The organism is Acidovorax sp. T1, from assembly GCF_002176815.1.
Lineage (GTDB): Bacteria > Pseudomonadota > Gammaproteobacteria > Burkholderiales > Burkholderiaceae_C > Acidovorax.
The window spans coordinates 915017-926974 of record NZ_CP021648.1; the positions used below are offsets into that span (position 1 = coordinate 915017).

The 11958-nt window shown below is 57.3% G+C and carries 11 protein-coding genes; 7 read left to right on the plus strand and 4 right to left on the minus strand.

Going from position 1 to position 11958, the window contains the following annotated elements; genetic code table 11:
* Positions 1–18 precede the first annotated feature (18 nt).
* Positions 19–894 carry a phosphate/phosphite/phosphonate ABC transporter substrate-binding protein gene (locus CCX87_RS04405; RefSeq protein ID WP_157667104.1) on the minus strand — a complete coding sequence of 292 codons (876 nt, stop codon included), beginning with the start codon at positions 892–894 and terminating at the stop codon, positions 19–21.
* Positions 891–3242, minus strand: coding sequence for a putative bifunctional diguanylate cyclase/phosphodiesterase (locus CCX87_RS21255; RefSeq protein WP_232476481.1), 2352 nt, complete (start codon positions 3240–3242; stop codon positions 891–893). The genes CCX87_RS04405 and CCX87_RS21255 overlap by 4 nt, the downstream gene beginning before the upstream one ends.
* A gap of 497 nt (positions 3243–3739) precedes the next feature.
* Here CCX87_RS21255 and CCX87_RS04415 point away from each other — a divergent pair, with 497 nt between their 5' ends.
* The 5 genes from CCX87_RS04415 (at position 3740) to CCX87_RS04430 (ending at position 7913) form a co-directional block, all read left to right on the plus strand.
* Complete coding sequence (locus tag CCX87_RS04415) at positions 3740–4972, plus strand: tyrosine-type recombinase/integrase (protein WP_087744087.1); 1233 nt, start codon at positions 3740–3742, stop codon at positions 4970–4972.
* Between the two features lie 184 nt (positions 4973–5156).
* Complete coding sequence (locus CCX87_RS04420) at positions 5157–5999, plus strand: KilA-N domain-containing protein (protein ID WP_087744089.1); 843 nt, start codon at positions 5157–5159, stop codon at positions 5997–5999.
* 121 nt (positions 6000–6120) lie between these two features.
* A complete protein-coding gene (locus CCX87_RS04425) occupies positions 6121–6375 on the plus strand; it encodes a helix-turn-helix domain-containing protein (protein ID WP_232476482.1) in 255 nt (84 codons plus the stop codon).
* Positions 6366–6863, plus strand: a complete 498-nt coding sequence (locus CCX87_RS21065) for a hypothetical protein (RefSeq protein WP_198314816.1) — start codon at positions 6366–6368, stop codon at positions 6861–6863. The genes CCX87_RS04425 and CCX87_RS21065 overlap by 10 nt, the downstream gene beginning before the upstream one ends.
* 30 nt (positions 6864–6893) lie before the next feature.
* Positions 6894–7913, plus strand: coding sequence for a hypothetical protein (locus CCX87_RS04430; RefSeq protein ID WP_087744091.1), 1020 nt, complete (start codon positions 6894–6896; stop codon positions 7911–7913).
* A 133-nt stretch (positions 7914–8046) separates the two neighbouring features.
* On the opposite strand, the gene CCX87_RS04435 is transcribed toward CCX87_RS04430, so the two are convergent.
* Together CCX87_RS04435 and CCX87_RS04440 are read right to left on the minus strand one after the other, a co-directional pair.
* On the minus strand, positions 8047–9441 hold the full coding sequence (locus CCX87_RS04435) for a hypothetical protein (protein WP_087744093.1): 1395 nt from the start codon (positions 9439–9441) through the stop codon (positions 8047–8049).
* Between the two features lie 282 nt (positions 9442–9723).
* Positions 9724–10041, minus strand: a complete 318-nt coding sequence (locus CCX87_RS04440) for a helix-turn-helix transcriptional regulator (RefSeq protein ID WP_335622380.1) — start codon at positions 10039–10041, stop codon at positions 9724–9726.
* Between the two features lie 279 nt (positions 10042–10320).
* Between CCX87_RS04440 and CCX87_RS04450 the strand changes: the two genes are divergently transcribed.
* Positions 10321–11160, plus strand: a complete 840-nt coding sequence (locus tag CCX87_RS04450) for a hypothetical protein (RefSeq protein ID WP_087744096.1) — start codon at positions 10321–10323, stop codon at positions 11158–11160.
* 177 nt (positions 11161–11337) lie between these two features.
* Positions 11338–11943, plus strand: coding sequence for a restriction endonuclease subunit S (locus tag CCX87_RS04455; protein WP_087744098.1), 606 nt, complete (start codon positions 11338–11340; stop codon positions 11941–11943).
* Positions 11944–11958: the final 15 nt, after the last annotated feature.

The window sequence follows — 11958 nt, forward strand, 5'->3', positions numbered from 1 at the left end:
GCAGTTGCCCGTGGGGTTTCAGCGCTCCGAGAAAAGATCCCTGATCACCTGATAGTCAGCGTTGGTGACCGGCACAAATTGCTTGGCGCCCCTGGAATCCAGCATGGCTCGCAAGGGCGCGGCGTTGAAAAACACGCGGTGAACTTTCTCCACGACCGTTTTGCACAGGCGATTGCGCAAGACGAATGGGTCGTATGGTATGGGCCCAGATTGCCAAAGAACCGCCAGTTCGCCGGGGGCAATGCGCCCCATTTTCAGGGCCTCTTCAAAGCGTGCGGTGGACACAAACCCCGCATCCACCAGGCCTTTTTGAACCACTTCAATGGCGCGGTCATGCGAGCCGGCAAACGAGATGCGGCCGAAGTAGTTGTCGATGCTCTGGCCCGTCTTTTTCTTCACGAACTGCCTTGGCACCAGGTTGCCGGAGGTGCTTGCCGGGTCGGTCAGGCTCAGGGACCGGTCGCGCAGGTCATTGATTCCGGCAATCCCCCGGTTGGATCGCACAATCAAAATGGAACGGTACGTCGCAAGCATGTTGGCGCCGGCCGGGCCACGGCCAGAGGTGGCGGCAAACGGTGTCACGGCTGCGTTGCGGTCCATCAGCATGGCATAGGCAGCGGGGCCCAGCTCGGCCAGATCAATGCTTTCGTTCAGCAGCCCTTCCATGACGGCCGCATAAGAGGGCGATGGCACAAGCGCCACACGGCGCTGTAGTGCCTTCTCCAGTTCCATTTGGATGGGGCTGAATTCTTGCAACTGCTTTTGGTTGTTGCCCTTGGGGATCAAGGCAACGCGCAGGACGTGGGGGTCATCACAGGCGGCATCCGACGCGGACGCCCGTAAGGGCACCAAAATTGCAGCCACAAAAACGATGAAAAAGAATAAGTGGCTCATGTCGGGACGATAGTTGCTTGTACCAAGAGTTTCTCGGCCTCGGCGCTGTGCACCGGCCTGCTGAGGAAGTAGCCCTGGACCTCGTCGCATCCAGCCATTTTCAGTTGCACCAGTTGATCCATCAGTTCAACGCCCTCGGCGACAACGCGCATCTGCAACCCGTGCGCAAGCGTAATGATCGAAGTGACGATCACGCCAACGTCCTTGTGGCTGCGAATGTCGTTGATGAATGACCGATCAATCTTGACCGTGCTGATGGGCAGGTCACGTATCTGGCTCAGGCTGGAAAAACCGCTGCCAAAGTCATCCAGACCGATGCGTATGCCCAGCTTGCGAAGGTCTTCAAGGACCTTGACGGCCTGGTCAACTGGCTCGACCAGACAGTTCTCGGTAATCTCTATTTCCAGATCGCCGGGGCTTAAATCATGGTCTTGCAACAACTGCGCAATCTTTGTTGCCAGGCTGCCGTCACGCAACTGCCTTGGCGACACATTGAACGCCAAAGGCACCAGCGGTATGCCCTGGGCTTTCCATTGGGCTTGCTGAATGCAGCACGCCTTCATGACCCAATCGCCAAGCTGAACGATCAGCCCGGACTTTTCAGCCGATGCAATGAAATCGCCGGGATATACCAGTCCATGGTCTGGGTGCTGCCATCGCACCAGAGCCTCCAGGCCTGTGATGCGATAGTCGGCCAAATCCACTTTGGGTTGAAAGTGAAGCACCAGTTCGTCTTTATCGATCGCGATGGGAAGTTGCCGCTCCAGTTGAAGGATTCGATCGTTCGTTGGATTCTGGCTGGCGTTGTAGTAGGTGAAGCGCCCCCGCCCCATGCGCTTGGACTCGTACATCGCTGCATCCGCATGCCGGCACAGCGTGGTCACGTCGTGGCCATCACGCGGGAACGATGCAATGCCGACACTCGGACTGGCCTTGATCTCATGACCATCGATATCGAGATACGGAAGGCTCAGTTGCGCTACCAGCTTGGAAGCCAGTGCGTCCATGTCCTCTGGCCGATCAAGGGACGTTATCAGCACAGCGAATTCATCGCCGCCCATGCGGCCGACTACATCGGAACTGCGCACATTGCTTCGAAGGCGCTCACTCATGGCGCGCAGCAGCTTGTCGCCCACATGGTGACCCAGGGTGTCATTGATGAGCTTGAACCGATCCAGATCCAGATACATCAGCATGTAGTGCTTGCGGCTGCGCCGGGCCCCTTCCAGATGGCTGGCGGCGATTTCATTGAACATCCGCCGGTTGTGCAATCCAGTCAAGTGGTCGAAGGATGCCAGTGTCATTGCCCGAGTCGTCTCGCTCTCCAGGTGCACGATCAACTCACGCTTTTCCTCATCAGATGCGTGCAGCGCTTCCAGCAACGTCTGCTGGCGGCGCGTGCTGCGCACCAGCCCCCAAGCAGCGGCAGCCAAGATGAAGCTGAGAGAGCCCAGGATGCCCCATACGCGCAGACTGCTGCCGTTGCTGTGAATCTCCTGCATTCCGCGACTGACTGCAACGATGAAGGGCGCACGCTCTACCCGCTGAAAGCGTGCCAATTGCTCACCCTCGTGCCCGGGCAGGACGCCTCTCCACAGGCCCTCGGATGAATTCGCCGGAGCGAACTGCGGCAGGCGGCGGGGCTGCTGACTTAACGACAGCCCTTCTGGGCGCGCCTCGGCGATCTCAACGCCATCCAGCCCCAGGATATGGATGGACCCCGTGGTGCCCATATCGATGTTGCGGTAAAGCTGCAGAAAATAACCAAGGTCCAGCATGGCAAGCAGGTAGCCCGATTGCGGGGGGTGCCCATTGGGAGCCGATACCAGGAGCGGAACTTGCCAGGCGTTTTCTTTGAGCAGCGGGCCGACCTGAACATCCGGGTCTGTTGCCAGAATGTCATCCGTGGAGTTGCCCGCCCGCTGCAGGAATGCCTTGATTTCCGGGCCATCCACAAACGGAGACGACGAGCTCAGTCGATTCAGCGCGCTGTCATAGAGTGCAAGCCTGAGAAAAGTGCGGTCCGACGCCAGCATCGACGTCAATCGGGCAGATGCGCTGGACTGACCTTCGTCTGCGGCATGGTTCACGGTAACCGCCATCAATCGGCTGCGATCCACTACCTGGGCCAAGTTTTCCGCAATGATGGCGGCCAGACTGCGTTGCTGAAGCTCGGCATTCTTCTCCAGCAGCGCTGCCTCGGCCCGCAAGCGCTGCCAGGTCAAGATCCAGATCAAGGCCAGCACGATCAGCAAAGCCGCAATGCTGATCCACTGCAATCGTTGAGAGCTGCCGACGGGGCCAGTGAGCCGCTTGGCGATGACGGAACGAAATTTGTGGGGGATCAAGCGACGGAGCGATCTGTAAGGTCAACTGCCGATCGTGCGACAAAGTTGTGACGAGCGCATGTCAATTCCGGGGCTTGTCATTTGCCGCCCCACGCAATGGCATTCGACGGCTGGGTGTTTGGGGCGCCTGCATTCGTGCAGCGCGCTTGCGGAGCACGCCCAAGACCAGAAACAACAAAGCCCCATTGCTGGGGCTTTGCGGCGCTTGCCTCAACCTGTTTGGCTTGTGGCGGGTTCCATGGGGGGGGAAGGCGCGATGATCGCCTTGAAAACCGCAGGAATACCGGGATCTGGCGGAGACTGTGGCAGTCGAACCCGCGTTTCATATTTTTCCATGACGTCGCAAGAATCTATAAATTACTCAATAAAAACAATAGGTTATAGATTTCATCGTCTCACATCGTTTCCGACGATATCTCCCAATCTCGTGTTTTTTCCGTATACTTTTCCGTATAACGAGGTCAAAATTTGGGTCTCGTCTCCGTCGAACTCTACTCATGGTCAAAGCCAACAAACTCACTCAGCTGCAAGCCACCAAGCTCAAGGAAGCCGGAATGCATGGCGACGGCGCGGGCCTGTGGCTCAAGGTCACCGAAGGGGGCTCCAAGTCATGGATTCTGCGCTATGCATTCAATGGCCGTGAGCGCTGGACGGGGCTCGGGCCATACCCCGATGTCTCCCTTGCCGAAGCGCGTGACAAAGCCGCAACGTGGCGCCGCGAGGTGCGCCAGGGCATCGACCCCATGCAGGTCAAGCATCAAGCGGCAGCCGCCGTGCGGGCCGAGCAAGCCAAAACGGTCACATTCGAGAGTTGTGCCCAGCGCTACATCGAATCACACCGCTCGGGCTGGAAAAGCGCCAAACACGCCGAGCAGTGGACCAGTACGCTCCAAGCCTATGCAGGCCCCGTCATCGGCAAGATGGATGTCGCCCTGATTGAAACCGCACACATCATGCGGGTGCTCGACCCCGTGTGGCACACCAAGGCAGAAACCGCCTCGCGCCTGCGGGGCCGCGTGGAAGCCATCCTCGACTGGGCGACCGTGCACCGATACCGTACAGGAGACAACCCGGCCCGCTGGAAAGGCCACCTCGAAGCGCTGCTGCCCGCGCGCTCCAAAGTCTCCAAGGCCAAGCACTTTGCTGCACTGCCGTGGCGCGATATGAAACCGTTCATGGCCGAGCTGCGCAAGCAAAACGGCATTGGTGCGCTTGCATTGCAGTTCACCATCCTCACCGCGGCCCGTTCGGGCGAAGTTCGTGGCATGGAATGGTACGAGGTGGATTTTGAGCAACGGCTGTGGACCGTCCCTGGCGAGCGCATGAAAGCCGGGCGGGAGCACCGCGTACCGCTGTCAAATGCAGCAGTCGAGCTGCTTGAGCAACTGAAAGCGGTAAAGCTGGCGGACACCGAAACCGTGTTTCCGAGCGTGCGCGATCACAAGCCCCTTTCCGACATGACGCTCACTGTCGTGCTGCGGCGCATGCAGCGCAGCGACATCACGGTGCACGGCTTTCGCTCGTCGTTTCGGGACTGGGCGGCTGAAGCCACCGACTTCCCGCAGGAAATGGCCGAAATGGCGCTGGCGCACATCGTGGGCAACAAGGTGGAGGCAGCTTACCGGCGCGGGGACATGCTGGAAAAGCGGCGCGCGATGATGGAGGCGTGGGCGGTACACGCTGAACCGACGCAGACCGGCCCAAACGCGACTCCCGCTCCTCATCAATAGCCCATAATTGCCTGGGCTGAATCGCTGGATATACGGCGGTAAATATGAAAAGTAATCGGGAAATGAGGGGTAAATCCATCACGACAGTAGCTCACACCGCGTGCTGCTTCGGACTCCGTGGCTCGATGGCTGGCGCATTGTTGGTTGCTCAAGTTGAGCTGTTTGCCGCGGAATGGGAAGTGTCATGAAGAATCGGGTCATCAACGTCAAAGGTGCGGAAGTCACCATCGCCACACGTCACGAGCAGGACTACATCTCGCTGACCGACATGGTGAGGAACTTCGACGGCGGCAGTGCCCTGATCGAGCAATGGCTGAAGAACAAGGACACCGTGCTGTTCTTGGGCGTGTGGGAACAACTGAACAACCCCGGATTTAATTCCCTCGAATTCGAGGGAATTAAAAACGAGGCTGGGCGCAACAGCTTCTTTTTGTCGGCGAAGAAATGGATAGAGGCCACCGGCGCCGTCGGCTTACATGCCAAGGCCGGGCGGTATGGCGGAACCTATGCCCACAAGGACATCGCTTTCGAGTTCGGCTCTTGGCTCAGCCCGGAGTTCAAGCTCTACCTCATCAAAGAGTTCCAACGCCTCAAGGATGAAGAATCCCGCGCCACGTCCTTGGAGTGGAGCTTTCAGCGCACCTTGGCCAAGGTCAATTACAAGATCCACACTGATGCCATCAAGGAGCGGCTGATTCCGCCCCGCCTCGCGCCGACACAGACGGGCATCATCTACGCCAGCGAAGCTGACTTGCTCAACGTTGCGATGTTCGGCATCACGGCGGCTCAGTGGCGGCAGGTCAACCCAGACCAGAGCGGTAACATGCGCGACGCCGCCACCCTTGAGCAACTCGTGGTGCTGTCAAACCTCGAAAGCATCAATGCGGTTTTGATTCATCAAGGTCTGGCCGCCCCCGCGCGACTGGCGCAGTTGAATGCCATCGCCATCACGCAGATGCGCTCGTTGGTGGGCATGAGTGAAATCAAGCAACTGAGTTCCCCCAAGGCTGGCAAGGGGCGTGCTTGATTCCACGGGTTGCGCGGCCTGCTCACACAGCCAGCGATGAGCGATGTTGGCGCTGATGTGCCGATTGCTGATCGGTTGTATGGCGAGCATCTTGAGCAGCTTCGCCGTGAAGGAGAAATAGATGGCTAAGAGGTTTTCTGAATTGCGGGCTGCAATGAGCCCTGAAGCGCGCTCGCAGGCCTCCGAACTCGCGCAAACCATGTTGAATGAAATGCCGCGGCACGAGCTGCGCCAAGCTCGGGGGCTATCGCAAAAGATGCTGGCGGACGTACTTCATGTGCAGCAGCCCTCCATCATCAAGATGGAGAAGCGCACGGACATGTATTTATCTACGCTACGCAGTGACATCCAAGCGATGGGGGTGTTATGGACATGAGCGAAACGATGCCGGACGCCAAAGTCAGACAGTTACCGTCCTCATTGGTGGTGCGGCGCGCGCCCAGTAAGCGCTCGGTGGTGAACGAGTTCCAGGCGCGACATTTTTGCGAGTTGTGCCGCCTGTTGGTCAAGCGGACTCTTGAATACTTTGAAGTGGAATCGGTAGAAGGGTTGTCTGAAGAGGGCTGGGAGTCATTCACTGAGATGCCTGAGTACGGGCTCTTTACGACAGGTGTTTATGCCTGCGGTTTTGTCTGTGCGGATCTCAAACCCGATGCAGATCTTGACGCGGTTAAACAACGTCCAGTTGAGGCAATTCAAGGGGCAAGCTTGCCCCGCCTACGTCACTACGTTCATACGCTGATGCGTTCTGAGCGAGCAAGTTATGGTTACGGCAGCTTCATCTATGACGCACTTCGCGCGGGGGTGTTAGAGCAGTTGTCTGAAAGAATGGATCGCGGTGCTGACCTCTACGAACGCCTTTGACCCGATTGACCATTCATTGATTTCAGCATCATGACTTTTTTTCTGTTACCCAACAACACTGTTTCACAGGCGCATGATGTGCCCAAGATGTCAATCAAGCAGGCCGGGTACACCGAGAATGAGGTTCGCGATTTGGTTGCCGCCAACATCGGAACATTTCTTCCTGGTCTGATGACTGTTGCGACAGAGTTCAGTCGTTGGCAGGATAGCTTGCGTCGTTTAGACATTTTGGCCATTGATAAGGAGCGCAACCTCTACGTCATCGAGTTCAAACGTGATAACGATGCGGCCCATGCCGAACTTCAAGCGATACGCTACGCGGCAATGCTATCGGTTCTTGAGTTCGATGACTTGATTCAAGCCGGGTACGAGTACCGCAAGAAGATAGACGCATCCATTCAGGTGGAAGTTTGGCAATCGGAACTCCTCAAATTTCTCGGGGAGTCTGCGCCCGACACAATCGAGTTGGGTCGCATTCCCCGCATCGTTCTGATTTCCAGCCAGTTTAACAAAGAGATCACCACAACCGTGCTGTGGCTCAACGACAGATTTGGGGCGGTGGAAGAAGGCGTTCCGGGCATGTACATCATGTGCATCGAGGTGTCTGTTTATGAGCTGGGTGGTCAGAGGGCGCTGCACTTCGACCAGATCATTCCGATATCGCAGGCCGAGGAGTACCAGGTTCGGGCACGAGCCAAGGAATTGGACAGCGCCAAAAAACAGGCCAAAGCGAAGAGGGCAAGGACCGTTTCACTCTTGGTGTCTGCTGGGCGTCTCAAACTAGACGACAAGATCGTCGTCGTTGAGGGGGCATTCAAGGCTTTGAACATGACCACGCCGCTTGATCGAGCCGCCACATTCGCAGGTGGTGGTCGATTCACGTGGTGCGCGGACGGGCAGACGTATGACTCTTTGAACGCGTTGACGCGGGCTCTTCATGAGAAGTGCGGCCAGCAATTAGGCACCATTCAGGCGCCACAGTACTGGCGTCTTGTATCGAGCAAGTTCACTTTGGCGGAAGAAGCGAATCAACTGGCAGCGCTTGCTTAGTAGCGAGTATTTATTGGCCCCGAGGGCTGGGTCACAGTGGCTGAGCTTGTATGCCTACATTGCCCCCTTGGTGGTTTGACCAGGTGGCCGATTCGGTCAGTACGAATCGGCCACGTGGTCTCCCGCTCGGTCTTTACTTCTTCAACCCGGTGCCGATATTGTGCTTGTGCTTCATCCGGGCAACCCACTCGGCGGCGACCTTGGCCACGGGTACCGATGCTTTCACCCCCGGCGTGCATGGTGAGGCTTTGGCGACCAAGGGTGCCACCGCGTGGACTGTCGGCAGCGGGTTAACAGTTTCAAGTACTGGGACGGTTTCGGATTGCATGCGACGGCGACGAACCTCCTCGCGCAAAAGCACCAGCTTCTCGTTCACCGTCTCGCGCACGAACGCGTACTCCGCCAGATGCGCCAAGTGCTTGGGCAGCACATAACGGCCGGGGTACTCGAACCACTCCAGCTTCGGGATCCGAGCATGCTCCTTCCACGGAATGTCCACATCAATGTGCAGCTTCTCCCAAATCGCCTTCTTCACCTTCGACACGTACTGTTTTGTCATTCCCTTCAAGGCCTCGTGTTCCAGGATGTCCTCGCCTTTCAGATAGGCTGTCAGCACCTCCTTTTGAGCTGGAGTGAGCTTTTCCTCGTACTTAGGCTTCGGCGCACGCTTGCGAAACTCCATGTCCAGCCCCAGCATGTTGCGAAGCTCGACGAACACCGCCTTTTGCATGGCACGTGCCTTCTTCGGGTTCTTCCAGGATTGCAGAGATGAAAACTCCGGGTGCTGCCTAAACCACGCCGCCCCCAGCTTTGCTTCCACGCGCAGGTATTTCGCGCTTTCCAGGAAGACCGCCTTCTCAACATCTTTTGGCAGGTCGCAGAAGGACTTCGAGGTGGGGCGATCCTTGACATACGCCTTGAGCCGCATACCACGCGAGTGATGAACGTAGACGGTGTAGATGTTGTCCTCTGTGAAGCTCGTTACTTTGGAAAGGCTGTTCTCGCGGCGCATGCGTGAAGACAGCAATAAGGTACTTGCACGCTTCTCAAGATCCTTCTTCATCACCTCGGCAGAAACTTTCTCGGACCCCAGCATCAGGCTCGTCAGGTCAACGCTCGTGAGTGCAGCCTCGCTGAGCGAGACCTGTTTGACGACCTCCCAAGGACAATGGTTGTCCAAGAGATAGCACTGCAACATACGGCGCGCGCAGAGGGCGGCCATGAAGACCAGAATGTCCAGCAACGCATTGGTGTTCACCGTGCCGGCGGGCATGTTGACGCTCACCGTATAGCCCCGTACCGCGTAGTTACCGCCTTCCACCGGCGTGACCTCTGGCCGAATTTCGTATTTGGCCTTTGTCAGCGGCGACTTGGCGGTCACGCGCGAAGTGCGGCGGTTCAGTAGTTCTCCATCGTGAGTGGCTTTGCTGTTGATCACCAGGGGCCAGCACTTGGGGTGATTGGTGGTGTCGATGTGGCCTACGGAAAAGCTCAGTTCAATTGAATCGCACATATCTTGTTCTTTCATGTCAATGGTTGGTTGGCGTTGGCATGAAGAGGTCGGTTGGCCATGTGCTATGAGTAGTTGATTAGTACGTTCATTACTACATAGCCGTGGTACGCCAACCACCTCCCGCATGCCAGCGATGCAGCCAACAGGGCCCGCGATGCACCAGCGCTGGCTGCGGGGCACGTCATTCGTGCCATCCGCGCCCCTCGACCAAAATTTCATAACAAACCAAATTACGGTTCGTGTTTTTGGTTGACGCGTGCATCAGTGAAAGCGGCCTCTGTCAACCGCGCTGGGACGTCAAGAGGTTTGAAGTCCACAGCCCTCGTTGAGAAGCTTGCGAATCTGGCCCACGTTCCAAAGCGCCAAGCGGCCGCCGAACTTCAGGGGCGATGGCCACAGCCCCGCCTTCACGCGGCGCCACACCGTCGCGCGTGAGCAGCCGAAAAGCGCCATGACCACAGGGAGTCGGACATTCGCCGAGTCGGGCAGTTGGTCGAAATAGCGCAGCGACTTCGGCACCACCGGCGTGCTTGCCACGCCATTGGTGTTTACAGCATTGGTTGAAAAAGCGGCCGCCATCGAGGATGCGGCAGCGGCTGCGGTGTGATTGCTCATCATGTGAACTCCATACAGCCCTCGGGGCCACGACATGTGGCACTACCGAAAGCTACTAGTGGTTCACATCAGAAAAATGAAACGGTGCTCATTCACAGAAAAAATCGTTGCAAAGCGCCTGTTTATGAGGGGTTTGAGGCAAGTGATGGATGAATATGGATGTACGATGAATGCTCTATGCCTTGGCGCTTTCGACCAGTGGGCGTCTGCCGGAAGATTTGAGGTGCAGTGCGCCAACGCCTGTGGCGTCTTGAAGGACACTGAGAAGGAGGGTGTGATATGCGCGATGACGAACTGATGCGGGCCCAAATCGAGACTGATTGGGACGCCGCGGCTTGGTCGCTAGCCGAGGTCTTCAACGCCTTTTTACTGCGTGAATTCGAGGTGCTGGATAGGTGCTCCCGAGAGATCGTCATTGCACTCAATCAAGATGCAGCCTATGAGAAAGCGGGGGGCGTGCTCGCTTGGGTGCAAAAAGCGCTACGCGAGTTGATCAAGCGCGAAAAAATGACGGTGGACATGGAGATGAAGCTGCACCCTGCCGTGTGGCTGCGGCTACTGCATTTCGTGGGCGAGCGTGCGGGGCTGCGTTTCCAAATCATGGATGCCAGCTATGGCAAGTGGCGAGATTCACATGGCAATTCGCAGCTTGTCGTCAAGCGCCAAAATCCTGACACGGGGAAGTGGCGCTCTTATGCCATGGATCTGTTCTTGCTGCAGGGTATCGAAGAACTGAATCTGAAGGTTAGTTACAAGTGGAGACTGCGTCGCGTTGCTAAGCGCACCCTAGCCACCGCTGCCAAGGTCAAGAAGGCGAAGCCATTAAAACGCGTACGCAAAGCAACCTTAGAAGATCGCATCGCAAATGTCGGCAAGGAGGTTTGCCGCAACGTGGCAGCCATGCTGGCAATGTCGAAAGAGCAACACATACCTCGCCTGTCGCCGATGTGCGCCACCATGCGCGCGAAGGCACCGAAGGGCGAGCACCGTGCGTATCAGTACCAAGGAGCAGCCTTGGCGCTCGCCAGGCACCTTAAATCTCTGAACAATTCGCCCGTCTCCACCCGTTCTGATGAAGTCGTGGCGAAGGCTGTAAGGCTGTACGTCAAGTGTTCTTGATTCAACGCCTTGGTAAGACGGGCTGCACCAGCATTCTCATGCCCACCACATTTGCACGCTGCTGACTGCTCAACCCCCGGACCCCATCTCCGCAAGATTTTTATGATTTAATTTTGCATCAATGTCATTGATGCTGTTTCTATTGAAAATCAAAAGATGTTCTGATACATTTGCGTCATGTCGATTGACGCAATAATTTCAAGCCTAGGGGCGCTGGCCGTTGTTAAGAGTGGCTATCCTTTCCGCGGCTCCATTGAGGAGGCTGCCGACGCGCACGTCCTGGCTGTTCAGATGAAGGACGTTGACCCCGAACATGGGGTGTCTTGGTCCGGCGTCACGCGCACCGCACTCGCTGGTAGAAAGCAGCCGGATTGGCTCAAGGCGGGCGACGTGCTGTTTGTCTCCAAAGGTGCACGCTTCTACGCGGTCTGCATCGACGAGCCACCCAACCAAGCAGTGTGTAGCCCGCACTTCTTCCATCTCCAGGTTGCCCCACAAACACCTCTGCTGCCAGCCTTCCTGGCGTGGCAGATTAATCAGCCACCATTCCAGCGCCAGCTTCAACAGGCGGCAGAGGGCAGCAGCCAACTGAGCATCCGCCGCCCGGTGCTGGAATCGCTATCGCTTTCAGTGCCATCGCTGGCGGACCAGCAGCGCATCGTTGCCCTGACCGACCTCGCGCGTAGCGAGCGCCACGCCCTCCACCAACTCATTCACAACCGCGAGCGGCAACTTCAAGCGCTCGCCGAAGGCCTCGCTCACACCGCACAGGCCGCCCGTTGAACATCTCAGGAAATT

Excerpts from the sequence above, each read along its gene's own strand:
- CCX87_RS04405 (WP_157667104.1), bottom strand. The coding sequence starts at position 894 with ATGAGCCACTTATTCTTTTTCATCGTTTTTGTGGCTGCAATTTTGGTG.
- CCX87_RS04415 (WP_087744087.1), top strand. The coding sequence starts at position 3,740 with ATGGTCAAAGCCAACAAACTCACTCAGCTGCAAGCCACCAAGCTCAAG.
- CCX87_RS04420 (WP_087744089.1), top strand. The coding sequence starts at position 5,157 with ATGAAGAATCGGGTCATCAACGTCAAAGGTGCGGAAGTCACCATCGCC.
- CCX87_RS04425 (WP_232476482.1), top strand. The coding sequence starts at position 6,121 with ATGGCTAAGAGGTTTTCTGAATTGCGGGCTGCAATGAGCCCTGAAGCG.
- CCX87_RS21065 (WP_198314816.1), top strand. The coding sequence starts at position 6,366 with ATGGACATGAGCGAAACGATGCCGGACGCCAAAGTCAGACAGTTACCG.
- CCX87_RS04430 (WP_087744091.1), top strand. The coding sequence starts at position 6,894 with ATGACTTTTTTTCTGTTACCCAACAACACTGTTTCACAGGCGCATGAT.
- CCX87_RS04435 (WP_087744093.1), bottom strand. The coding sequence starts at position 9,441 with ATGAAAGAACAAGATATGTGCGATTCAATTGAACTGAGCTTTTCCGTA.
- CCX87_RS04440 (WP_335622380.1), bottom strand. The coding sequence starts at position 10,041 with ATGAGCAATCACACCGCAGCCGCTGCCGCATCCTCGATGGCGGCCGCT.
- CCX87_RS04450 (WP_087744096.1), top strand. The coding sequence starts at position 10,321 with ATGCGCGATGACGAACTGATGCGGGCCCAAATCGAGACTGATTGGGAC.
- CCX87_RS04455 (WP_087744098.1), top strand. The coding sequence starts at position 11,338 with ATGTCGATTGACGCAATAATTTCAAGCCTAGGGGCGCTGGCCGTTGTT.